The 24,382-nt window shown below is 46.0% G+C and carries 15 protein-coding genes and 1 pseudogene; 6 read left to right on the top strand and 10 right to left on the bottom strand.

Annotated elements, in window-relative coordinates; genetic code table 11:
• Positions 1 to 210: 210 nt before the first annotated feature.
• On the bottom strand, positions 211 to 1,839 hold the full coding sequence (locus LX69_RS12550; protein WP_170124379.1) for a T9SS type A sorting domain-containing protein: 1,629 nt from the start codon (positions 1,837 to 1,839) through the stop codon (positions 211 to 213).
• A gap of 394 nt (positions 1,840 to 2,233) precedes the next feature.
• The gene (locus LX69_RS12540) at positions 2,234 to 3,439 is read right to left on the bottom strand and encodes a DUF5123 domain-containing protein (RefSeq protein WP_111446402.1); all 1,206 of its coding nucleotides are present in this window, start codon (positions 3,437 to 3,439) and stop codon (positions 2,234 to 2,236) included.
• A gap of 268 nt (positions 3,440 to 3,707) precedes the next feature.
• Here LX69_RS12540 and LX69_RS12535 point away from each other — a divergent pair, with 268 nt between their 5' ends.
• The gene (locus LX69_RS12535) at positions 3,708 to 4,442 is read left to right on the top strand and encodes a rhamnogalacturonan acetylesterase (RefSeq protein WP_111446401.1); all 735 of its coding nucleotides are present in this window, start codon (positions 3,708 to 3,710) and stop codon (positions 4,440 to 4,442) included.
• A gap of 473 nt (positions 4,443 to 4,915) precedes the next feature.
• Here the strand turns inward: LX69_RS12535 and LX69_RS12530 are convergent, their stop codons facing one another.
• The 6 genes from LX69_RS12530 to LX69_RS12500 all read right to left on the bottom strand — a co-directional run bounded on the left by LX69_RS12530 (position 4,916) and on the right by LX69_RS12500 (position 11,623).
• Complete coding sequence (locus LX69_RS12530; protein WP_111446400.1) at positions 4,916 to 5,842, bottom strand: pectinesterase family protein; 927 nt, start codon at positions 5,840 to 5,842, stop codon at positions 4,916 to 4,918.
• 286 nt (positions 5,843 to 6,128) lie between these two features.
• Positions 6,129 to 7,712 (bottom strand): glycoside hydrolase family 28 protein, encoded by a 1,584-nt coding sequence (locus tag LX69_RS12525; protein WP_111446399.1) that lies wholly within the window; start codon positions 7,710 to 7,712, stop codon positions 6,129 to 6,131.
• Positions 7,713 to 8,335: 623 nt separating this feature from the next.
• Positions 8,336 to 9,007 carry a TIGR00266 family protein gene (locus LX69_RS12515; RefSeq protein WP_111446397.1) on the bottom strand — a complete coding sequence of 224 codons (672 nt, stop codon included), beginning with the start codon at positions 9,005 to 9,007 and terminating at the stop codon, positions 8,336 to 8,338.
• 6 nt (positions 9,008 to 9,013) lie between these two features.
• Entirely contained in the window at positions 9,014 to 9,694 is a 681-nt protein-coding gene (locus LX69_RS12510; RefSeq protein WP_111446396.1) for a TIGR00266 family protein, read from the bottom strand.
• A 138-nt stretch (positions 9,695 to 9,832) separates the two neighbouring features.
• Positions 9,833 to 10,495, bottom strand: a complete 663-nt coding sequence (locus LX69_RS12505) for a TIGR00266 family protein (protein WP_111446395.1) — start codon at positions 10,493 to 10,495, stop codon at positions 9,833 to 9,835.
• 12 nt (positions 10,496 to 10,507) lie between these two features.
• Positions 10,508 to 11,623, bottom strand: a complete 1,116-nt coding sequence (locus LX69_RS12500) for a M48 family metallopeptidase (RefSeq protein ID WP_111446394.1) — start codon at positions 11,621 to 11,623, stop codon at positions 10,508 to 10,510.
• Positions 11,624 to 12,705: 1,082 nt separating this feature from the next.
• On the opposite strand from LX69_RS12500, the gene LX69_RS12495 reads away from it, so the two are divergent.
• The 4 genes from LX69_RS12495 (at position 12,706) to LX69_RS12480 (ending at position 20,487) form a co-directional block, all read left to right on the top strand.
• Positions 12,706 to 16,017 (top strand): SusC/RagA family TonB-linked outer membrane protein, encoded by a 3,312-nt coding sequence (locus LX69_RS12495; protein WP_111446423.1) that lies wholly within the window; start codon positions 12,706 to 12,708, stop codon positions 16,015 to 16,017.
• Positions 16,018 to 16,035: 18 nt separating this feature from the next.
• Positions 16,036 to 18,012, top strand: a complete 1,977-nt coding sequence (locus tag LX69_RS12490) for a RagB/SusD family nutrient uptake outer membrane protein (RefSeq protein WP_111446393.1) — start codon at positions 16,036 to 16,038, stop codon at positions 18,010 to 18,012.
• 20 nt (positions 18,013 to 18,032) lie between these two features.
• Positions 18,033 to 19,745, top strand: a complete 1,713-nt coding sequence (locus LX69_RS12485) for a DUF5123 domain-containing protein (protein ID WP_170124378.1) — start codon at positions 18,033 to 18,035, stop codon at positions 19,743 to 19,745.
• A gap of 118 nt (positions 19,746 to 19,863) precedes the next feature.
• Complete coding sequence (locus LX69_RS12480) at positions 19,864 to 20,487, top strand: energy transducer TonB (protein ID WP_170124377.1); 624 nt, start codon at positions 19,864 to 19,866, stop codon at positions 20,485 to 20,487.
• A gap of 293 nt (positions 20,488 to 20,780) precedes the next feature.
• Here the strand turns inward: LX69_RS12480 and LX69_RS12475 are convergent, their stop codons facing one another.
• Complete coding sequence (locus LX69_RS12475) at positions 20,781 to 21,179, bottom strand: type II toxin-antitoxin system VapC family toxin (protein ID WP_111446390.1); 399 nt, start codon at positions 21,177 to 21,179, stop codon at positions 20,781 to 20,783.
• A 975-nt stretch (positions 21,180 to 22,154) separates the two neighbouring features.
• On the opposite strand from LX69_RS12475, the gene argS reads away from it, so the two are divergent.
• The gene (argS, locus tag LX69_RS12465; RefSeq protein WP_111446388.1) at positions 22,155 to 23,945 is read left to right on the top strand and encodes an arginine--tRNA ligase; all 1,791 of its coding nucleotides are present in this window, start codon (positions 22,155 to 22,157) and stop codon (positions 23,943 to 23,945) included.
• Between the two features lie 156 nt (positions 23,946 to 24,101).
• On the opposite strand, the pseudogene LX69_RS12460 reads toward argS, so the two are convergent.
• Positions 24,102 to 24,382, bottom strand: a pseudogene (locus LX69_RS12460) (IS1634 family transposase); the annotation flags it as partial.

Genomic DNA, 24,382 nt, shown 5'->3' with positions numbered 1-24,382 from the left:
GATTGGTCGACGGCAGACAGATAGATGAGACGAAAAGACCGGATCTATAAATCTTTCTTCATCTCATCATCTGTCTCTTTGTCTTAAGGTCTTCTGTTCTAAACTATATTGGGTGCCGATTCATCCATGTCGGGGGCATCTGACAAAAAACACAAAGGTCGCAAAGCCATTCAGCTCTGCGACCTTCGTGTTTTATCCCAATGGAGAGGATTAACGGGTTTTGAGGAATTTTTGGGTCATTGTTTGTCCGTTGCTGAAAGTGATTTGCACCAGGTGCAAGCCTTGGTTGAGTTTTTGAATGTCAACAGTCACTTCGTTGTTGTTGGCTGATTGCTGCAACATCATTCGACCTTGCAGATTGATGATGGTGACGTTTGCAATGCTGTTTTCGGATGTCAGAACCAGGCTTTTGGCATCGTTGGTTTGGTAATGGGTCAACATGGTTCGGTTTTTGGTGGATGCCGACGATGTGGGTTTTGCCGCATCGTTGAGATATTCTTCTAAGTAAGTGTAGCCCGAGGCTGCTGTTGTGTTGCGATCCGAAGCATTGTTGGCATCGAGTCCGTTGGCTTGTTCCCATTCATCGGGCATTCCATCCTTGTCGGTGTCGGTTGGCACATCTGACGCTTGATAAGAATAGGTATCCCATCCGCCCACATCTGATTGTGTGTCGATAAGACCGCCCCGGGTGGTGCCCAGTGTGGCGCGCATGGGCGCTAATCCGTTGGTTACTTCGTTGATGACCCGTTTGTCGGTGGCATCGCGCCGCTTCGACGCACCACAATGATTGAGAACCAGGTTGTAGGCTTCTTGGGCTGTGTGAGTGGTGACATAGGGAACGGTAAATTCGGTCAGCGATTTCAGTTCTTCTTTTGATTTTGTGGTTGGGTTCGGATGTATGCCTACCCAGTTGTCATTGGTCACCGTTGTGCTACTGTGCATGTAATTGCCATTGACATAAAACGTGCCCCAAACGTCATTGTAGGCATTGGGTTGGAAGATGCGTGTGGGATTGCTCGAGTAGCTGGAGGGTTTGTAATAGTTATTTACAAAGTTGTACGATCCGCCTTCACCGGCGTATCCACTGTTGCCCCCCCAATTGTAGATGACGTTGTTGCGGAAATCGACAAGTTCCAATTCCGGTTGTCCGCTGAATCGTGATCCGCACATGCGTGGGTTTCGGCTGTCGTGGTGAGCCAATAAGTTGTGGTGAAACGTGGCTGTTTTGCCGCCCCAAATGCCCCCGTAACCATGGGCTTCTTTGACGTGAACTGAATTTCGAAGACTTTCGGACAGGATGCACCATTGCAGGGTAAAGTTGGTGTTGTCGTAAAACGAGCCGCATTCATCGGTGCTCCAACTTAATGAGCAATGGTCGATGATGATGTTGGACAAATTACGTCCCCATAAAGCATCGCCTTCGTAGGCTTTTTCGTCACCCATCCTAAACCGCATGTAGCGGATGATGATGTTGTCGCCAGAGAGCGTGGTGCTGTAGTTTTTTAGGCAAATGCCATCGCCCGGTGCTGTTTGACCTGCTATTGTGGTGTTGGCCGGTATTTTGAGTGCGGAGTTGAGTGCAATGATTCCGGCGACTTTAAAAATGATGGTGCGAGGGCCTGTTTGAGCCAGGCACCACCGCAGGGTGCCTTCGCGGGTGGTGAGGTTGCCGGTGGATGTGTCGTCGAGTGATGTCACGAAGTAAACATTTCCACCTCTTCCTCCGGTGGTGTACATCCCGCCACCTTCGGCGCCGGGAAAGGCCGGCTGTTGTGCCAGTGTGAGGTGTGTGAGTAATAATGCGGTGGTGATGGTAATGAGTTGTAGCGCTTTTAACATGGTGTTTTGTTTTTTGGCTCACGAGCCTGTTTGTGTTGATGCTGTAAAATTACCCTCTCTTATTTGTTAAGATGTGTAAAAAGTGGTTTCAAAGGTGGACGCATTGTTACAATGGATGGCCATGTTTGTTTTGACCATGTTTGCATCAGCCCGTTGATTGGATCAACAGCCTTTGCGAGCGTGCAAAATGCCGTTGATCCGATCAACAGCCCTTTGCACGCGTGCAAAACGTCGTTGATCCAATCAATAGCCCTTTGCACGCGTGCAAAACGCCGTTGATTGGGTAGATGGCCTTTTGCACGCGTGTTTGATGCCGTTGATTCAATCAACAGCATTTTGCAGCAAAGGCTTCGGTGAGTTCCGAAGCCTTTGGGTGAAATGAGGTGACGATGCATTAACGCACCACAATTTTTTGCGTGTGGGTGCTGCCGTTGGCCGTCACTTGCACCAGGTAGATGCCTTTGGCCAATGAGGCTGTCGACAATGATGTGCAGTCGCTTTGTTGCAGCACGGTTTTGCCGGTCAGGGTCATGATGTGAATGGTGGCAGCATGCTTGCTAGTGATGGTTGCATTGCTATATTGGATGTTCTCGTCCTGTTGCAGTTGGGGAAGTGAATTTAAGGTCCCTTTTAACCAACGAGGATCGCCAATGTTGAGTGTGATAAGTGAAGAACCTTCGGGGATGGTGAAGTTGTATTCTGCACTATTTTTAAAAGCCGGATCCGATTCCTGATTGTCGGTTTTGGTGATCCAGGCTGCTGCCAGCAAAGCCCCATTGGCATAATCGAAAATCACATTGTTGGTCAATTCGGCTGTAGTGACTGATTTGTCAAATGATATTTCACCTGATGTGTGAACCGGCGACTTTGCAAAGATGTTGTTTTGGACATAAATCTTTCCCGATTTCCCGCTAAAAGGACGTCGTGCTTCATTCGTAACGGTGTTGTAAAAGGTGTTGTTTTTGAACAATATGATTGCATCGTCATTTCCACCTACAGTTCCGTAGAATTGAACATACTCATTGGCAAAATCGGCAATGGTACTGTTGGTTAACTCAAGGCTGTTGGTGAATTTTGTTTTGGTGGCTTGAAAAAACGGATATGCGTTTGAATATCCCATTTTTTTAATGATGCAGTTGTTCACTTTAAAGCTAGTGCAGGTGCCTTCAGCTCGGTTGGCTCTCAACATGCAGTTTCCGTAGTTATTTATGTCGCAATTCTCAAAAAGCACATTGCTCAGGGTGGTGGCACCATTTATGTCAGCCACATATAATGTCAAGGTCGCATCGATGTTTTTTGTGCCTTCTAATACCAAATCTTTAATAATGACATCGCCAATGTTTGGCGTTTTGAATGAAAATCCGACACCAATAAGGGTTGCTTTTTTTGCATTCTTTGCTTTGATGGTGATTCCTTTGGTGATTTCGAGATTCGCATCAATAATGTAATCCCCGTCTTCTAAAATGATTACATCATTTTCTGATGCTTCCGAAATGGCTGTACTTAGTAGGGTTGTGTTGTCAATGTTTTTTTCAGCTGCAAAAACATTGGTGCATAGCGCAAAGGCGATGCCGGCTAAAAGAGTAGTGATTCTTTTCATAAAAACTGAATTTAGTTGTTAATAAATCTTCAACCAATTTCGCGTTTTTGCACTCCGTCGATGTGTAAATAATGTTGCATCCATGGGATTTTTTGACACGCCACCGGTTCTAATCAGTTTGTTTTGTTGATTTTTTGAACGGTTTGATGCCGCATGTCTGTTGAATGATTTTCACACCTATTCACCCAGTTATTACCCGCTTGTTTGAGGCGCGATTGATACTTTTGTGTGGTTAACTGATTTCCTAAACATCAAAGCATATGCGATCATGAAGAAGTATCTTCTCCTTTTGCCGCTGTTGTGGTTACTCATGGCGGCTCAAACGCCCAAACGCACCATCTTTATGGTGGGCGACTCAACCATGGCCAATAAGGCCACTAAAGTATTTCCCGAAACCGGCTGGGGGCAGGTGTTGCCTGCTTTTGTCGATACCTCCCGCATTGTGGTCGACAACCACGCCAAAAACGGTCGCAGCACCAAAAGCTTCATCGAAACTGGGCTGTGGCAGGCGGTGCTCGATAAAATCAAGCCCGGCGACTATGTCTTCATCCAGTTTGGCCACAACGACGAAAAAAAGGAGAAACCCGCCGTGTATGCCCGCGCCGAAACCTCTTATCAAATCAACCTTAAGCGCATGATCAGCGAGGCGCGTGCCAAAGGAGCCATCCCCGTGCTGTTTACCTCCATCGTGCGTCGCGACTTCCTGCCCAACGGCCGCCTCAACGATACCCACGGCAACTATCCCGCCGCCATGAAAACGGTGGCGCAAGAGACCTCTGTGCCCCTCATCGACCTCGAAGCCCAAACTCACCTGATGGTCGAAGGTGCCGGCATCGAAGCCTCCAAACGTTTTTACCTGCATGCCCCTGCCGGTGCCTATGCCGGACACCCCAACGGCGTGGAGGATAACACCCACCTGAGCCGCGCCGGTGCCATGCGCGTGGCCGCCCTGGCCGTCGAAAGCATCAAAGTGCAATTGCCCGAACTGGCCGATTGTTTTTAAAGGATTATTTAAACGCAACGCGTTACAAATTCACTCAGCGCCTTCGCGTCTTTGCGTTTATTTTGACTCTGCTATATCACTCTTTTGAGTTATCTGCTTTGTTATTTAAACGCATGGCGCAACAAAATAACTCAGCGTCTTCGCGCCTTTGCGTTTATTCTGCCTCTGTATTCGAGAAAAATTTTTGGTTTAAAATTGTGTTTGTTTGTGTTTATGCCAAAAGGGTGTCCCCAATTCCGGAGACACCCTTTTGTTTCAATTTAGCCCATATCCATCCCCCCGAGGGGGGTAACATTGAACCGTTTCGTATTTATACCAGTGTAGTCCTCTTTCTATCTCCACTCTTCCACTCCTCCACTCCTCCACTTCTCCACTTCTCCACTCTTCCACTTCTCCACTTCTCCACTCTTCCACTTCTCCACTTCTCCACTCTTCCACTTCTCCACTTCTCCACTTCTCCACTCTTCCACTCCTCACCTCCATCCCTCAAACACATTGGCCTGAGTATAAGCCTTAGCCTCTTTTCGGGTCAGCTCGCGGCACCAGGCCACGCGTTTGCTGCGGTCGGCACCCGGGCCACTGTTGCGATATTCGGCATAGCGAGCGGTTTTCTCATTCTCGGGGTTGCGCCAGTTCTCCCAGCCCTCGGGCAGAATGTGGGCGCCCAGTTCGCACTGCATAAACACAGTGGCCGCATAAGCCCGCCACGGACGACCCAGGTACACCTTGGTCACATCGTCGTTGGCCGTAAGGCGACAGCGGTTGAACACGTACCCAAATTTCTTCGCTGCAGGCGTGGAGGCGGCCGTGATGTACGAGTCGCGCTTGCTGTGAATCACGCATTGCTCAAACCACACAGTGGCCGGCCCGAAAATGAAGTCGGTGGTGCCCTCAATGTAGCAGTGCTCGTACAGCTGCATGCTGAAGTCGTTGCCCGTGAACAGCGTGTCCTGGTTGCCTAGCAGACGACAGTTGTGCATCACAAATTTGTTGCCCTCCACGTGCAGCGCCACGGCCTGCCCCAGTTGCGGGGCATTGTTCTCCACCGTCAGGTTCTCAATGGCAATGTTGTTGCCCTCCACCTTGAGGGTGTAAGTTCTGAAGGTGCCCATTTTGTTGATGTTGGCATGGTCGTCGTGCGTGATGATGGTGCTGTCCTTGCTTTCGCCAATGAGCGTGATGTCGCATTTATTGGCCGGGATCACCACCTTTTCGATGTACACCCCTTTTTTGATGAAGATGGTTTTGGGCACCGGCGTGTAGTCGCGCACCGACATGATGGCCTCCTGCACCGTTTTAAAGTCGCCGCTGCCATCTTTGGCCACCACAATGTCGTAAGCCCATGCGGGCAAGCTCAGCAGCAGGGCTGCGATGATGAGGATGGTTTGTTTGATTTTCATGATGTTTTAAGTTTAAGCCCCCTAATCCCCCAGGGGGAGACTATGGTTTGTTTCGTTATGTGTTTTTCGTTCCGGATGTGAATATTATTCAGTTCGCATCATTGATTTTACGAATGTCCGAGTGCACACCAGTTTGTTATTTAAACGCATGGCGCAACAAAATAACTCAGCGCCTCTGCGCCTCTGCGTTTATTCTTACGCTGTGTTTTTTTACCGCCAAGCGAAGACTTTGCGTCCTCTGCATTCCTCACTTCGCGCCCTTTGCGGTTAACACTTCACGCATGTTTTATTTCATCATCACAGCACCCTCGCCACTTTGATTCACCACCGGGGTGGTCACATTGTGAAAGGCGTTGTTGTTAAAATAGATTTTTTCCGATGCGCCCTTTACCTCAGCAAACGTATCGGTTGCGTACAGCGGGAAGCAGTTGCTCACCAGCGCGTTTTTCACATCTTCGAAACGAACAACAGGCGTGTTGGCCAATGGACGGTTGCTTTTAATGTTGCTCATCACCACATCGGCCGACGCTTTAACGTTGAACGCGGCACCCTTTTGTGTGTCGATGGTCACGTTGTGAAACTCGATGTTTTTGGCCGTGGTGATGTCGAACCCGGTCTCTGCTTCGATGTTGATGTTGTGGAACGTCAGGTTTTGGATGGGCATCTCGGGGATTCCCAAAATCATGCCGGCCTGTTTCACCTCGGTGGCCGTCACGTTGCTGATGTGTATGTTGCGGAAGCTGGGCGTTTTTTCGGTCACCGGCCCCTCGGGCAGACTCTTGTCGTAAAACAGGTCGAAGGTAAAGGCCTGGCGCTGGATGTTTTTCATCACGATGTTGTCCACGCGAATCTCTTCCACCACGCCGCCCCGTTCGCGCGATGCCTTCAGGCGAATGCCCCGGTCGGTGCCATCGAACACGCAGTTGGAGATGGTGATTTTGCGCACGCTGCCGCTCATTTCGCTGCCAATAACCACGCCGCCATGGCCGCTCAGCATGGTGCAGTTGGTGATGGTGATGTTTTCGCATGGGTCGGCCAGACGTCGTCCGTCGGCATCGCGTCCGCTCTTGATGGTGATGCAGTCGTCGCCCACGCTGATGTGGCAGTTGCTGATGTGCACGTTGCTGCACGACTCGGGGTTGATGCCGTCGGTGTTGGGCGAGTCGGGGTTGATGACCGTCACCCCGTCGATGGTCAGGTTATCGCAAAACTCGGGATTGATGGTCCAAAAGGGCGAGTTGGTAAACTTCACCCCCGCGATGCGGATGTTTTTGGAATGGTGCAACTGGAAGAACGGTGGGCGGAAGAAGCGTCGCTTAAGGGTGTTTTTGTAGTAGTCCGACACCTCAATGTTGGGGTTGGCCTCCATCCACATCTTTTGGTAATGGTTCAGGTTGGTCAGGTCGCCGTTTTTCTTAATCTCGGCGATGTTGGCCAGGGTGGTGTTCCACCATTTCTTGCCCTGCCCGTCAAGCACGCCGCGTCCTTCAATGGTGACATTCTCCACGCTGTCGGCATAGATAAGCGGGCAAAAGCTGTTCATCATCACCCCTTCCCAGCGCACCTTCACAAAGGGGAGGTAGTGGTCGGGATTATCGGAAAACTTGAGCGTGGCACCCCCGTCGATGTGCAGGGTGATGTTACTTTTTAGTTTGATGGCACCCGTGAGGTAGTCGCCCGCAGGAATGTAAACGACGCCGCCGCCCTGTTGTGCCGCACGGTCAATGCATTTTTGGATGACGGCGGTGGTCAGGGTTTTGCCATCATTTTTGGCGCCCTCTTTCGTCACGTTGATCCATCCCTGTGGTTGCGCCGTTGCGCTCAATGCCCCGCCAATGATCAGGGCCATGCTGATAAGCAGTTTTTTCATTCCGTTATAATTTGTTGTTGATTGTATTTCAAGCGTATTTCCCATCAATGACGATGTTTTACGAACTGTGAGATGTGATAATTGAATGTTGGTACTCTTCCACTCTTCCACTTCTCCACTTCTCCACTTCTCCACTCTTCCACTCCTCCGTATTGTTATTGCTTCAATTATGCTATGTCAAGATTACTGCTTTTTGTGCTTTTGGATGTGAAAAATCTGACGGGAATGGGTGGATTATTGTTCGATTTGATGCTGTTTTTATCTCACGATGTCTGTTGTTTGAATGGGATGTCACTTTGGGACGGTTGGCAGGTGAGGGCGTTGTGCGATGGTGGGTCACTTCGTCCCGATCCCAACGCTTCATCAATCACTTTCATCAAAAAAAAACGGGACACCCCATTTGGGACATCCCGTTTTCTGTCTTTTGATGATCTTCTATGAAACTTTAAACCTAAGAGCGCCCTCAGCGGTAGAACCTATAGTTCTTTACCGCAAAGACGCCAAGGTGACGCCAAGATCGCTAAGAAATACTCCGTGCACTTTCTTTGCTAAGGCAAAGCGACTTTGTCGATTAGCGTTCCTCACTTCGCGCCCTTTGCGGTTAAATCATGTAAGAGTAATTTTTAATTGTTCGACGCCTTAGGTCTAAACGGGTGCAGCCATCCCGCAAAGGGGTTGATTTTGCGCGACTGAATCCACACCTTGCCTTGTCCCGAAAACTGGCACACAAGTCCTTCGCCCGAGAAGAAGAGTGACTTGTAGCCACCCACGCTGGTCACGCGGTAGCTCAGGCCTTCGGTAAAGGCCACGATGTGACCGGTATCTACCGTGTAACCGTCTTTCACGTCAATCTCCACGATGCCGCCAAAGCTGTTGAGCCACAGGTCGCCAGTGCCGGTACATTTCACCAGAAACAGACCCTCGCCATTGAAGAAGCCTTTGAGTCCCTGCCATTTCATGTTGAGGTCGATTTCGGGCGATGAGGCCACGTAACCCGAACTTTGAATGTAGATGGTTTCGTTGTTCAGGTAATGGTGTATCATGTCGCCGGGGGCACCGGGGGCGATTTTGATTTCGCCGGCCGCATTCTGCGCCGTGAACTCGTTGATGAAGAGCGATTCGCCCGTGAACAGGCGCGAAAAACCTCCCTTGAATCGGGTCTTCATTTTAATGTTGGTGTCCATCGATGCCATGGCCGAGGCTTCCACCTTGAGGGTGCGACCGGCAGGTATGTTGACGGTCAGCAGGCTAAAATCGGGCTGACCTTCCAGTTGATATTCAAATTTCTCGTTCATGGATGCTTATTTTCGGGGTTTGAGTTTGGGGCCAATGGAGTAGCCGAATGATTTGGGGTTGTGGCTCTGGCACCATACGGTTCCTTTGCCCTTAAATTTGCACACCAACCCTTCGCCGCCCAGGAACGACGACATCCAGCTTTTGCCGGCTTTGGTGATGCTGAAGTTGAGCGTTTCGTCAAATGCCACAATGTGGCCGGTGTCAACGATGTACTCGCCATCCACCTTCACCGGATAAATGACCCCGTACGAGTTGATAAGCACCTTGCCCTGTCCGCTCACCGAGAGCCAAAACATGCTTTCGCCCGACAGCAGCGATTTAAAGCCCTGCCAGTTGAAGTCCACATTCACCCCTTCGGAGCTGGCCACGTACGAGCCCGACTGCACAATGATTTTTTGTCCCTGCAGCTCCTGCACAAACATGTCGCCCATGAGCGTTGGTGCCACCCACACTTCGCCGCCCTGCGAGGGTGCCGTGTAGTGGTTCATAAAAAAGCTTTCGCCCGAAAATACCCGTTTGATGGCGCCAAAAATGTTGCCTTGTTCGCGTTTGTAGGTCGTGGTGGTGACATTCACTCCCGGGCTCATGGCCACCATGCTGCCCCCCTCGGCCGTTAAATGTTCGCCGGGCGTCAGGCTGACTTTGGCCATGGTGCTGCCCGGGCGTAAAATGATATCGATGTTCATTGATTTTTTATTTGATGGTTAAGTGTGTGAAGAAGTGCAAGAGTGCAAGAGTGCAAGAAGTGCAGTGGTTTTGATGCCTAAAGTCTTACATCTTGATACTTGTGTCTTGATACTTACATCTTGCTTCTTTCTACTTCATTAAAACAGATGCGGATTAATCCAGTGCGTCATTCCCGAGAGGCTGCGCGACTGCATGATGACTTTCCCGTTGCCGCGCAGGCGGGTCACAAAGCCTTCGCCGCTGGTCATGCTCGAAATGAGGTTGCCCGCCATCTGAATGCTTAGTTTCATCTGCGGGTCGTAGCCCACCAGGTGACTAGAGTCGACGATGTATTCGCCCTCCACTTGTTTTTCGACCAATGCTCCAAAGCTGCCGAAGATCACCTTGCCGTGACCCGATACCACCAGTTTAAACAATCCCTCACGGGCGATGAATGAAGCAAAACCGGCCCATTTCACGCCCAGCTTAATGCCGGGGGTCGAGCATACGTAGGCTCCGGGTTGCAGACAAAAGCTCTCGCCGTTGAGTTCCTTTTCCATCATGCCCCCGGGAACCGGCTGGGTGATGGTAACCCGTTTCTTGGCCGAGGTGCGGTTGGTGAACACGTTCACAAACAGGCTCTCACCGCCCAGGTACTTCTTGGTGAGACCCGAAAAGAGGCCACCGTTAAATTTGGCCGACATATCCACATCGGCATCCATGCTGGCCATGGCATCCGATTCGGCCGTGAACGATTCGCCCGGCTCCAGGTCAACATGCACAAACGTAAACGAAGGTTGTCCTTCAAATGTCAAGTTCATAATTGTTGTTGGTTAAAGTTGTTTCTGTAATAATTGTTGAAAACTTTTGATGTCTATCGCCGGCTCGGGTTGCGATGCCGGCGTGTATGCTTGAATGCGTGATTTCAGGTTGTCGATGCGTTCACCCGTGGGAGGGTGGGTGCTCATAATTTTGGTGAAGCCGCTGGTGATGTCCTCCGGGTGGGCTTTTTGCAGCTTTTCGAAGAACGAAATCATCCCGTTGGCATCCACGCCGGCCTGTTGCAGGTAATCGACCGCCCGGTTGTCGGCCTCAAACTCAAACTTGCGGCTGTACATGAGCGACTCCAGGTGGCTGCCGTACCCGGCCAACGTGGCCACCATGTCGGAATAGCCGCCTACCAGTGCCGAGATGAGAAAAAAGAGTCCTTGTTGATTAATGACGCCGCGCACGTGGTGGCGAAGCGTTACGTGGGCAATTTCGTGCGCCAGCACCCCCTGTATCTCGCTCCATTGGTCGCTTTTGAGGATCAGACCGCTGTTGACCACCACCTTGCCGCCCGGCAGCGCAAAAGCGTTCACGGTGGTGTCGCTGATCATGTAAAAGTCGAAATGGTGGGTTGTGTCGCTCACCTGCTTCACCAGGGGCGCCACCATGTTGTTGAAGTGTTGATTCAGTGTGGTGTCTTCAATGATTTTGTAGCCCGACGACACTAAGGTAAAGAGGTTGTCGCCCACCTTTTGTTCATACGACACGGGTATGTGGTCGGCAATACTGCTCACAATGCTGCTCCGAAACGTAAAAATAAGTGCAAGGGGGCTCAGTAACAGCAGCACTACTGCCAGAGTGATGAGCCGACTCCTTTGATGCCCTGCCCGGAGTACCCTGATGTTGTCGCGAGTGGCGTAGTTGCCTTGTAAGGCGGTATCTTTGATGATTTTTTTGTCGCTCGTGTAAAGCGTTGGCGTGGCGATGGTTCGGTGTTTGATATAAACCAGCGCGTTGCCGGCACCGCCACGGGAAAATTCGACCTCGTTCAGCGGCCAGGTGATGACGCCTTCGCTGTGGCGAAACACAACGCTGCCGGTTTCAAGCGTTAGTTCTCCCGAACGACGGCCTCCCACATAGTTGTCGTCCAGAGCGATGGCATGATATTTAACGGGTTCCATGATGTTGTTTTTTCAGGTTGTTGAAGATAGATATTTTTTCCATGTGTTTAAAAAACCTATGAATTTGAATTATGGGTTCGTTTACTCCGTGAAAGATTTAGTATAACACTAAGTTGCACTGAGCAAACACAAAGTAACACTGAGTTAAATAATATCCCGTATTATCCCATTTATTAGAAATGTCAATTAAGGGTCGGGGTTTATTATTTGCAGCATTAAGTGTGGCTCACAAATTATCTCAAGGAAAGACAAACGAGATATTGGCGTTGATATGACCAAGGGATTTTTGATGGGTATTAAAGTTTCCCCGTAGGGAAAAAGAAAGGTAGAAAACAATTGGTTGGTTGATTCTTTTGCCCCAATTAGGGCAAAAGAAAATCGATTCCTCAAAATGCTACCGATACTTGGCCCCGATGGGGCTTTCTTCATACCATCTTCGTGCCTTATTCGGGGTTTCTTCGACTATGAGTCGAAGCGGTGTCGAAGCGGTGTCGAAGAAGACCCGAAGAAGCCTCGAAGCGGTCCCGAAGCAGGGGCGAAGAAATAGGGGTGAAATCATAGGGAGGCTTTGTGTTGTATTTTGGTGTTCTGCTTTAGTCTTGGTCAATTTTGTTCAGTCGTGTGAACAATCTCTCACTCCTAGTCTTTTCTTTTTCTAACCAGGTATCATCGCATCTCAAACGCGTATCACAACCTCAAAAAACTCCGTGCCTCTCTAAACCTTTTTTTCCTCTGCGCTTCATTCAATCACTTCAATTAGAAAGAACAGCCACATTACCCGCTTTTATTGATTCTCTTTTTAACGCTTGTTAAGCTTCTGCATTGCTTCTCGTGTGCGTGTGTAATTTTTGATGTTTTCTATTGGTCTGGTATTCAGTCGGTGAAAAAAATGGTGGACAAATTGTTTTTTCCTGTGCGTCAATATTTGCGGTCATGCAATCAATATTTACACATCGGCGCGTTAACAAATTTTTAGTTTTACCATCGTCATCTAAGGCCATTTTCCCTTTGTTGACAATTCATATTGAAAAGGGTGAATCATTTTAAAATTTATTTCCAAACAATAATTTATGTATGAGGTTATGATCAAAGATCAAAATGCAAACAGAGGAACATCTGTGCGTACATTCTCCAGAGCTGCGCTGCTCTTTGTGTGCATGATGTGTCTGAGTGTTTTCCCTGCTTTGGCGCAAAACATTCAGATTAAAGGGAAGGTCGTGGAGACCGGTACCAATGAACCCATTCCGGGCGTGAACATCGTTGTCGAAGGGACAACCAACGGGGTCATCACTGATTTCGACGGTAACTACCAAATTTCGGCACCTTCTAACGCCACACTGGTTTTCTCTTTCATTGGCTTTATTCCACAAAAACAAGCTGTGCAAGGTCGCAATGCCATCAACGTGACCTTGGCTTCTGATACTAAGCAGTTGGATGAGGTGGTGGCCATTGGGTATGGGACGGCTAAGAAAAAAGACTTGACGGGATCTGTTTCTTCTGTAAGTGGCGAAGTCCTTCAGAAAATGCCCGTAGCCAATGCTGCTCAAGCCATGACCGGACGTTTGGCCGGTGTGCAAATTACTTCTGCCGACGGTTCGCCCGATGCGGAAATGATTATTCGCGTTCGTGGTGGCGGTTCGGTAACAGGTGACAACTCTCCTTTATATATTGTGGATGGCTTTCCTGTGAAAAGTATCAATGATATTGATCAAAGTAACATTGAAACCATCGACGTGTTGAAAGATGCTTCTTCAACTGCAATTTATGGTTCTCAGGGAGCTAACGGGGTTATCATTATTACCACCAAAAAGGCGAAGGAAGGACGCACAGAAGTGAATTATAATGGCTATGTGCAGACCAAAAAAATGGCGCGCAAAGTTGATGTCCTCAGTCCTTATGAGTTTGCCTTATTCAATTATGAGTTAAATGCCATTGCCGGTTCCAGTGATTTGATCAAGTTTGAGAAGGCTTTTGGTGTTTATGAAGATCTTGATTTGTATAAATACATTGATGGTAAAGATTGGCAGGAAGATATGTTCGGTAATGAGGTAATGTCTTATTCTCATAATTTGAATGTGTCTGGTGGTACCGAAAAAACCAAATTCAATTTGGGTGCGACTTATAACAATGATGAAGGTTTGATGAAAACTGATGGGTACAACCGCTTGAACCTGAATTTTAAAATCAACCATGATATTGCTAAAAACCTGAAGCTTGATTTTTCTGCACGTATTTCTGATACCAATGTGGATGGTTCCGGATCATCAGGTGGTTCTTATAAAGTGCGTACTTACGAAGCTGTGAGCAAGGCTCCTGTAGATGGTTTGTTGGGCATGGTTAAGGTTAATCCATCCATGTTCGATACTGAAGAGGAGTATGAGCAATATCTGACTTCTACGATGTCTCTTTCCGATAAGGCCGCTCAGTATTGGAAACGTAAAGAAACCAATACTTATAACTTTACAGGGGGTGTTACATGGAAGATGCTCAAAGGCTTGACATATCGTCTCGAAGGTGGTTATGAATATGGATTTATTGATACCAAAAATTATTGGGGGCCTCAAACCTCTGTTTCTTCTAATGAAGGTCAAAATTTGCCCTTGGTTGACTGGGACAAGACTACCGTAGGTCGATACCGCGTCGCAAACACGCTTAATTATGATAAGACATTTGCTGACATTCATAAAGTGAACGTCCTCGTAGGTCAGGAAGCCACTTCTTCAAGTAGTGATTATAACTATATGAAAGTGAAGTTTTTCTCAGAGACCATGTCGCCTGAAAAAATCTTTGCAAACATTGCTTTGAACTCTGGTGCTACCGGTGCCATGACCACTTCTTCGTATGTATCACCTGATGATAACTTATCTTCTTTCTTTGGTCGTGCCAATTACACCTTCATGGATAAGTATTTGCTGACACTGACTTTCCGTGCCGATGGTTCCAGCAAGTTCGCTGAAGGTAACCAATGGGGATATTTCCCGGCTGCTTCTGTGGCTTGGCGTATTAAAGAGGAGTCATTTATGGCTGGATTCGATTTTATCTCTAACCTTAAGTTGCGTGCCAGCTATGGTACTGCCGGTAATAACCGCATCGCTTCTTCGCTTTATAAGCTCGATTATAAGATATACAATGCGAAGACCTATGGTGTGGGTGAAACAACCAATGCTTATTACGCACCTACAAATACCATTCTGGCCAATCCTAATTTGAAATGGGAAACGACCATTACTCGTAATGCCGGTTTGGACTTTGGTTTCTTCGATGAGCGTATTAGCGGTAACCTGGATGCATATTGGAATTCAACTGAAGATCTGTTGATTACCAGTCCTGTCGTTGCACCCGGTTATACTCATCAGCAACTCAATGTGGGTAAAACATCCAACAAAGGGATTGAGTTGGCTTTGAATGCTTACATCATTGAAAAGAAAAACTTCTCATTGTCTGCTAACTTCAACATTGCTTTCAACCGTTCTCAGGTGGATGAGCTTGCTGACGGAATTGTTGAGCAGGAATATAATTCCGGTTGGGCAAGCACCGACTTGACTGGAGCCGATGACTATCGCGTGATTGTAGGGCAACCCATTGGTTTGATTTATGGTTTTGTGACAGATGGTTATTATAAAACCACCGATTTTTCTGATTATAATGGCACAAAGTATGTTGTAAAAACAGGGGAAGATGGTAAACCTGTTGCCCCCAAAAGCAGTGTTGCATCAGGTAGCATTGGAGTACGTCCCGGTGCTGTCAAATTTAAAGATTTGGATGGTAATGGTGTGATTGATCTCAATGACCGTCAGATCATTGGTCGTACTGCTCCTAAGCATACCGGTGGTTTTGGCTTAAATGGTACTTTTTACGGGTTTGATGCATCTGTAATGTTCAACTGGGTGTATGGCAATGATATTTACAATGCCAACAAAATTGCCAGCTCTCAAAAGTATCGCACCACTAATCCTAACTTGTTAGGCTTTATGAGTCAGGATAACCGTTATTCATATATTGATGAGAGTGGAAATGTGTTAACGTCATTAGAAGATTTGGCACAATACAACGAAGGGGCTAACGCTAAAGAATATTGGTCGCCTTTGTCGTTTGGTAATGCCAATGTGGTACCTCATTCTTGGGCTATCGAAGATGGTTCATTCTTGCGTTTGCAAAACATTACCCTTGGTTATTCCATTCCTAAGTCTTTGTTGAGCAAAGTTTATATCCAAAATTTCCGGATGTATGCATCTGTTAACAACATTTATTGTTGGACTAACTATAGTGGATATGACCCCGAAGTAAGTACCCCTGTTCGTTCAAGTTCTACTTCCGGATTAACCCCCGGTGTTGACTACTCTTCCTATCCTAAGAGTTTGTCTTGGACTTTTGGTGTGAACGTTACTTTCTAATTTTTAAATGATATTGAGATGAAAAATAAATTGTTATATATTTTGGCCGTGGGAAGTGCCCTCTCCTTGACATCTTGCGAGGATTATCTTTCCCCTGAGTCACCTTCTTCATTTGAGACGGAGTATGTGTTCTCTTCTACCGAAGATGCGTACAAAATGATTATGGGTGCATACGCTCCGTTTGCACAGGATCCGTATACCTCGCGGATGTCCAACGTGTTTTTACAGAATACGGATGTGGAAGAAAATAGTGCTCCCAATGCTGCCAATCAAACAGCTCACCGTATTGGTGTTTGGGAACTCAATGGTGGTGCCCTCGAAGGTTGGAGTGATATTAAAAATGCTTGGAGCAATAGCTATCTAGCTATTGACCGTGCGAATCAGTGCATTCAGGGAATTAAAAATAGCCCTCTCTATCTGTCTGGTGATGCCGATATGAAACAAATGTTGGGTGAAGCTTATTGTATCCGTGCATATTGGTATTATTTGGTGTGTAATTATTGGGGCGATGTGCCTTTCTCCGAAGAGCCTTCTAGTGCCCTCAATGCAGGTACTTCTACGCGAGTTAGCAAGGATACCATTTATAGCCGTTGTATTCAAAACCTAATCGATCACCAAGGCGGTATGAAATGGGCTAAGGATTTGAACGGTGGTGTTGAGCGCATGAGCCGCGATTTTGCCTTGGGCTTAATTACTCGTTTGTCGATGTTCCGTGCAGGTTACTCTATGCAGGCTAATGGAACCATGGTTCGCCCTGCTGATTACATGGATTATTACAAAATTGCCCGTGATTATGCCGATACGCTCATTCAGGCTAAAAAGCACACCTTGTCGCCCAAATTTGCTGAAATCTTTAAGGATCAATGCGAGTATACTGTGAATAACGATGGTGATATGATTTATGAAGTTGCTTTTGGGAAAAACCAAGGTGGTGATGTAGGTTGGTGTATCGGTTTGTCGGTTGAAGGAGGAACTTATGGTGCAGGGACTTCATATATCACTTTTCCTGTAAGTTATTACTATTCTTTTGACAAAAAAGATACCCGTCGTGACGCGACTTGTTCATTGGTGCGTTATAAAACTGAATCTAAAGAGAGTGTGAATGGCGTGGTGTCGATTGATCCCGGTAAATGGTGCCGTTTGTGGTTAAAAGAGTCTCCCGGTTCTTCTTCTTCTAAATCAACAGGTATTAACTGGCCTGTGATGCGTTATTCGGATGTGCTTTTGATGTATGCTGAAGCTGAAAATGAGATCAATGGTGGTCCTACCTCTGGTGCCATAGAAGCTTTAAAACAAGTTCGTCGTCGCGCTTTTGATGCCACTGAGCATGCTGAAAAAGTTGATAATTATGTGGCTGCCAATTCATCTTATGATAGTTTCTTTAATGCCATTGTTAATGAGCGTGCCTGGGAATTTGGTGGTGAATGTCTTCGCAAGTTTGACTTGGTGCGTTGGAATCTTTATGGTGAAAAAATTGAAGAAGTAACGTCCACGCTTTACAATATGGGAAAAGCTGCCGTTGGCATTGATTTGGAGAATCCTGAAGTCGCACAATATGCTGCTTTACCTGATGTGAGATTTTATACCTTGGTTAAAGGAACTTCTGCGATTACCGGAAAAGAATGTGAAGTGATTCAGTTCAAGAATGATCCGTTTACGAAACTTGAAGAGGATCAATATCCAACTTCAACGGTTTCAAAATATGACGATTTGAAAGCCGGTAGTGGTAGCTTTGTGAAATTAAACTGGTTAAGCGGTTTAATGTCAGCTAAGGAAGATGATAAGGGTAACTCTATTACTGACGATTTGGGGAACAAAATCTATGACCCTTGCAACTTGATTCGTTATGGTTATAAAGGTTATACAGGTACTGATTATGTGCCGGGTAGTGGTGTTGCCAAGAGTGTAGTACCTTATCTGTTACCGATTCCTTATTCGATTACATCTGCCAGTGATGGTAAACTGAGCAATGATGGTTACGGTTTGGTTAAATAATAAATTGAAATTCTATGTTTATGAAATATAATATTTTAAAGAACATTGCTCTTTGTCTGGCCGTCAGCTCGGTGCTGTTTACCGGTTGTAAGGATGATGATGAGCTTGGGGATGCGCCCCGTTTGTTCCGTCCCTATGGTGTTTTGTCTGCGACAACTCAAAATTTGAGACCTTTAATAAATGTTGATTTAGAAGCTCCCATTTCCGGTGCTGAAAAGTACGAGATGACTCTGTTTAAGGCTGATTCGGTGGTGAATGGTACCGTGTATTACGATTCATCAAAAGTGGTTGATCAGGGCACGACGACTGAAACAACGTTTACTTTTGGGAATGAGAAATTCCTTACTTGGGATGTTAACTATACCGTGTTGGTGAAAGCTGTTGGTGCCTCTATTGAGTCGAAGTATTTCACTTGCGCGGCCGTGACAAGTACTGATTATCCCACTTCGTTGAAGAATATTGTGGCCAGTGAATTGATTGACACTGCAGTGGTTGTTCGTTGGGAAGATGGGGATGAAAAATATTCTTTCATCGATCTGACTGATGCCAAAGACAGTATCTTGCAACGTTTCGATATTTCCGGCGTTTCTGATAATAAGTTGGCCATTGTTGATAAGTTGAAGCCTTCGACTTCTTATAAGGTGAAAGCTTATGTGGGTACAATGCCGACACAACCGGTCGAAGGTGAAGCATTCGCTGCTGTTCCGGATGCCGATTATCGTGGGAAAAAGGTGTTTAAAACATTGGCACGTCAGGAGTATAAGGTGTTTACCGATTTGCGTAACTTGACGGATGAGGTAGCTTACACTTATCTTACTACTGACTTTGTGGCCAGTCTTCCTGATAGCAGTGTTGTTATTTTGAAGGGAGGGGTGACTTATAAGATTTCCGGTTTGACCTTTACTGCAAATGACATCAAATTTGTGACCGGTTATTCATTAGATGGTCAGGCGAAGTTGGAAATGAGCAGTAACTTTAAGTTGACTCCTGCTGCGACAACGAAAGGGATCGAATTTGAAAACATCCATTTTTATACGCCTGGTGTTGATGAAACAACAGCTAATTATGGTGGAAAATATCTTTTCAATATTGGTAGTGCTGAGGCTGATGCCGTTCTTAAGCATTTGACATTTAAAGCTTGTACCTTCAAATTCTTCCGTGGCGTATGCCGTATTCAGGCTGCTGCAACCATTGAGAAGTTTTCTGCTTCTAATTGTATCTTTACTTATATTGCAGGTTTTGGAATTGCGAATGCCGATAATGCTGCTGCAGTGATTGGAGAGATGAGTCTGATTAATTCAACAGTTTCTTATGCTGATAAGGTATTTGTAAATACAAAGAATCCTACAAAGACCACCAAGGTGACTGTTGAGAAATGTACGTTCACAAATTCTCCCATTAGTGATGGTAAAAGCTATATGTTTGACTTCAATGGTTCAAGTGCCGATTTCAAGTTTAGCAAGTGTATTTTTGCTAAATCGCGTGATGCAGTGAACGGTTCGATTTGCTTCCGGGCTTCTAAATCTGCGGATTTCTCTTCTTGCTATAAATCTTCTGATTTCGTGTGGTATTATGCGGTTGATGCAACTGCTCCAACCGGTGCATTAGATGGTGTTTTATTATATAGCAAAGATTGGACTGAGCTGTTTAAAGCCCCTGCTGATTTTGATTTCACATTGAAGGATGAGAAGTTTGACGGCTATAAAATTGCCGGCGACCCTCGTTGGTGGTAATTTCTCTCTCTTATAAAAAAAACGCCCGACCCGTCGGGCGTTTTTTTTTTGCTCCTTTGGCACGTTTTCTGTTTGGGTTAAAATGTCTATTTTTAAAGTCTATCAAAAACATTCGACCTTGAAGAAACTCTTTTACCCCCTTTTGATGACACTGTGGTTGGGCATGTCAGTTGCGTTGTTGTCGCAAAACACCAAAATCATTCGCAACGACCTGACCTTTCGCATGGAGTTTGAAGCCCTCAAATCCGATACTTCTGTGCGAAATGGCTATTATCGCTTGTTCTACAAAGACAAAATCATCGAGCGGGGACAATACGTTAGCGGTAAACGTGCCGGTTTGTGGCGTTTTTACAATCTCAAGGGAGTGTTCGATTACGAGTATGACTTCGAAACCCGCCGGGTCACCCAAATGTCGGGCGAGTGGGATGTGAACATCGAAACGCCCTGCCTGTTTCTGGGGAGTCCTTTTATTCCGTATCATTTTTTGCGCAGCATCAACTACCCTCAGGAGGCTTACGACATGAACCTGAAAGGGAAAGTGGTGTTGACGCTTAAAATTAACAAGGAAGGTAAAATGTGGTCCTATTATCTGTCCGAAAAGACCCATCCGTTACTCGATGCCGAAGTGATGCGGGTCATGGACACCATGCCCAAGTCGTGGGAGTGGGTTCCGGCCACCCGCTTTGGGCAGCCCATCGACAGTGAGTATGTGATCACCATTTATTTTGATGGGGATGAGTGAAGTGGATGGCTTTTTGGGAATTGTAAGTGGTGAGTCCACTCGGAGAAGTTATTTATCCGCGAATTCTTTGCTGCGCAAAGCGACTTTGTCGATGAACACGAATTTCGATAATTCTAAAACACTGATAAATTGTTGATTGTAATTCTATCAAGCTGGTTATTTTGAGAAGAAAACACTTTTAGGAGTCGATTTAATCTTGAAATGTAAGATTAATGAGCATGCCCGGTTCATAGGCCGTGACATAATGGTTTGAATGTTGTTTCTTATCCGATTTCCACCTGTTTTAGATGAGCCTATCTAATAATCCAGTTTTCGATACTAATTCCTTTAATCCGATTGAATTCTTTGGTGTTTTCTGTTATCATGATTAGTTTATTTGCTATTGCAGTACATCCAATCAATAGATCAAAGTCACTAATCATACTGCCGGATTTTCTAAGTCTTGCTTTTTCCTTGCCGTAGGTATATATTGAGTCGAAAATTGGTAGTATCGTGGTTTGAGATGCAAATTGATCAATAATATCTAAATTTTTTATGGGATGATGGCTTTTTTCTGCCCCATAAACCAGTTCTGCAAGTGTGATTTCGGAAATTGCACAATTTTGTAATCCAACCTGTTTAAATTTTTGGATGAGGTCAAATTTACCTCTGAAAAAATGGATACAGATGTTGGTGTCAAGCAGATATTTCATTCAAATGTCTCAGTGTCTGGTTGATTGATTCTGGTTTCTTGTATCTCTTTGATAATTTCATCTGAATCTCTTGTATCCTCCCATGCCCCATAGATGTTTTCTATATTGAATGAGCTATGTTCCCGTTTATGTAACGATTCGGAGAGTTTCATGATGAGTCTTTTCTTTGAGTTATTGTCAAGTTTGTTCAGAAATGAAAAATATTTTTCAATGGTCGTGTCGGTGATCGTAAGTGTTGTCATGGCTTTTCTTGTAAATATACCACTTTCCCGTTTTGAGTGCAATGGATAAGAGTTCTTTGTTTCTCATGTCAATTCTACTTTAATAGATTAAATTTTGCTGACGGTTTTTTAGCTCTGTAAGAGCCGAAGCATTAACGTTGGGCGTCGCCCTTCGATGAACGAAATGCAGATATTGAAAGCCTTTACGGGGCGTAAGCATTTTTTATAACCCCATACCAATATCATTTAGTGAAGAGAAAATGAAATAAGACGATGAGACAGATGATGAAATGAGAACATCTGTTTAAATGTGTTCTCATCGTCTCTTTAGTCTAATCTATCTGTCTTTAGTCTAATCACCTTCTTGTCTCTTTTGTGAATCGCACTAACTTCACGACATTGAATCCCATACATATTGGTTGGCTACTACATAAATCTTTTGAGTTATCTGCTTTTTTATTTTAACACAGATATATTTGTATCTCAAACGTACATCATAACTTCAAAAACCTCGGTGGCTATGCGTCAGCGTTTATTCTTACGCTGTGTTTTATTTAAAGCTTTGTGATTCATGATGTCCAGTGTGTAGATTGACTGTTTTATCAGGATTGTTTGTTTTTTGATTATCGCCACAATAATCTCTCGTGATGCAAATGTGAGCCCTGCCGTTTTATCACGCATTTTATTAATTTTGCGACCTTGTTGGCGTAAACATCTGTTTGCGTCGGTTTAATGTCATTTAACATCACGATCAATGGAAATTGAGAGCACAATAAAGGCCCTGGTGAGTCGGGCCATTGGTGAGTTGTATCAGGCCACCGTGAGCGATGAATCGGTGCAGGTTCAGATTACCCGTAAGGATTTGGAAGGTGACCTAACCGTAGTGGTTTTCCCTTATCTCAAAGTCTCTAAAAAGGGACCCGAGCAGACTGGGTCCGAGATTGGTGAATTTTTGAAGGCTCATTTATCGGCTGTCGATTCGTTTAATGTCGTGAAGGGCTTTTTGAACCTCAATCTCTCACATCAATTTTGGATTGGCGAGCTCAATAAGATGGTTGCCAATGTCGATCACGGTTTTGTAAAGCCAGCTGATGATTCGCCTTTGATGATGATTGAGTATTCGTCGCCCAACACCAATAAACCCCTCCACCTTGGACACATTCGCAATAATCTGTTGGGTTTTTCACTTTCGCGCATCGCTGCTGTCAACGGATTTCGCGTGGTGAAAACCAACATTGTCAACGATCGTGGGATTCATATTTGCAAGTCTATGCTCGCCTGGAAAAAGTGGGGCGAGGGTCAAACGCCCGATTCGACCGGGATCAAAGGTGACCACCTGGTGGGCGACTTTTATGTGAAGTTCGATAAAGAATACAAACAGGAGTTGGCTCAATTGCAGGCGCAAGGTCTTAATAAGGACGAGGCTGAGTCTCAAAGCCAATTGATGAAAGAAGCCCGTGAGATGCTGCTCCTTTGGGAACAAAACGATCCCGAAGTGGTTGGCATCTGGAAAATGATGAACAGCTGGGTTTACAAGGGGTTCGACGAAACATACAAAGCCCTTGGCGTTGATTTCGACAAAACATACTACGAGTCTCAGACATATACTTACGGGCGCGACATGGTGCTCGACGGCCTGGAAAAAGGCGTGTTCTATCGTAAGGACGATGGCAGCGTGCGCGTCGATTTATCGTCCGACGGACTCGACGAAAAGGTGTTGTTGCGCAGCGACGGAACCAGTGTGTACATGACTCAGGATATTGGTACAGCCAAATTGCGTTTCGACGATTATGCCATCGACAAGATGGTGTATGTGGTGGGGAACGAGCAAAATTACCATTTTCAGGTGTTGTCGCTGGTGCTCGATAAATTAGGCTTCTCGTGGGGTAAGGACTTGGTGCACTTTTCATACGGCATGGTGGAGCTGCCCGAAGGCAAAATGAAATCGCGCGAAGGCACAGTGGTCGATGCTGATGATTTGGTGGCTGAGATGATCAATACTGCACGCGAGATGTCTAAGGAGCTGGGCAAGCTCGATGGGTATTCTGAGCAGGAAGCAGAGGCCATCTATCGCATGATCGCCCTGGGAGCCCTCAAATATTATATGCTGAAGGTTGATCCTCGCAAAACCATGACCTTCAATCCTCGTGAATCCATCGACTTTAACGGCAATACCGGACCGTTCATACAATATACCTATGCGCGCATTCAATCGGTGTTCCGCAAGGCTGTTGAAAAAGGGATGACACATCACGACGAAGTTGGCGATGTAGCGCTCACCGATAAGGAAAACAATCTGGTGCGCATGCTTACCAGTTTCCCGACTGTGGTCAGTGAGGCTGCTCAAACCTATAGCCCTGCGTTGGTGGCCAACTACGCTTACGACCTGGCCAAGGAATTTAATCAGTTTTATCACGATTCGCCCATCTTGTTCGAAGAAAACGACGATAAGCGGAATCTACGCCTGACGTTGTCAAAAACTGTGGGGCAGACTCTTAAGAATGCCATGTGGTTATTGGGCATCGAGGTGCCACCTCGGATGTAATTGAAACGTTTTCTGTAAAAGCCATTATAAAAAAAGCCGGATGTCAAGTCCGGCTTTTTTGTCTTCACATGTCTGTTATCGCGTGTTTTTGATGTATTTGGTTGATGAATTTGCATGAAGGAAGTCTCAAGATGTAAGTATTAACCCACTTTGCAGCTATCCCAAAGCCATCGCCTGTATTTCAATGAATTGTTCATTTTCAAGTTCCGATTTGTGTACTACAGATTTTCGCTTTGTAAAGGGAGCGTATTTGTATTTTAGGGCATCGTAAAGCTTGCGGACATTTTGGTTTGGCTCAGAGCATCGACGAATCATGATTACTTGATCCTGCTGATTTTGCGCCAATGTGGTCACCGCTTTTTGGGTGTTCATGGTACGAACGATCTCACGCCAACCGCTATTGATGCCATGTGGCTTTAGTTGATGTCGGATCGTGT

Source organism: Breznakibacter xylanolyticus (assembly GCF_003254275.1).
In the GTDB taxonomy this organism is placed as follows: Bacteria; Bacteroidota; Bacteroidia; order Bacteroidales; family Marinilabiliaceae; genus Breznakibacter; species Breznakibacter xylanolyticus.
Note: the sequence above shows the minus strand (reverse complement) of the source record. Positions and strands in the feature narration are given on the sequence as shown.

Bases quoted from the DNA above. Each gene is read 5' to 3' on its own strand.
- LX69_RS12550 (WP_170124379.1), bottom strand. From the start codon at position 1,839: ATGTTAAAAGCGCTACAACTCATTACCATCACCACCGCATTATTACTC.
- LX69_RS12535 (WP_111446401.1), top strand. From the start codon at position 3,708: ATGAAGAAGTATCTTCTCCTTTTGCCGCTGTTGTGGTTACTCATGGCG.
- LX69_RS12475 (WP_111446390.1), bottom strand. From the start codon at position 21,179: ATGAAATATCTGCTTGACACCAACATCTGTATCCATTTTTTCAGAGGT.
- LX69_RS12505 (WP_111446395.1), bottom strand. From the start codon at position 10,495: ATGAACTTGACATTTGAAGGACAACCTTCGTTTACGTTTGTGCATGTT.
- LX69_RS12510 (WP_111446396.1), bottom strand. From the start codon at position 9,694: ATGAACATCGATATCATTTTACGCCCGGGCAGCACCATGGCCAAAGTC.
- argS (WP_111446388.1), top strand. From the start codon at position 22,155: ATGGAAATTGAGAGCACAATAAAGGCCCTGGTGAGTCGGGCCATTGGT.
- LX69_RS12515 (WP_111446397.1), bottom strand. From the start codon at position 9,007: ATGAACGAGAAATTTGAATATCAACTGGAAGGTCAGCCCGATTTTAGC.
- LX69_RS12540 (WP_111446402.1), bottom strand. From the start codon at position 3,439: ATGAAAAGAATCACTACTCTTTTAGCCGGCATCGCCTTTGCGCTATGC.
- LX69_RS12530 (WP_111446400.1), bottom strand. From the start codon at position 5,842: ATGAAAATCAAACAAACCATCCTCATCATCGCAGCCCTGCTGCTGAGC.
- LX69_RS12495 (WP_111446423.1), top strand. From the start codon at position 12,706: ATGATCAAAGATCAAAATGCAAACAGAGGAACATCTGTGCGTACATTC.
- LX69_RS12525 (WP_111446399.1), bottom strand. From the start codon at position 7,712: ATGAAAAAACTGCTTATCAGCATGGCCCTGATCATTGGCGGGGCATTG.
- LX69_RS12485 (WP_170124378.1), top strand. From the start codon at position 18,033: ATGAAATATAATATTTTAAAGAACATTGCTCTTTGTCTGGCCGTCAGC.
- LX69_RS12500 (WP_111446394.1), bottom strand. From the start codon at position 11,623: ATGGAACCCGTTAAATATCATGCCATCGCTCTGGACGACAACTATGTG.
- LX69_RS12490 (WP_111446393.1), top strand. From the start codon at position 16,036: ATGAAAAATAAATTGTTATATATTTTGGCCGTGGGAAGTGCCCTCTCC.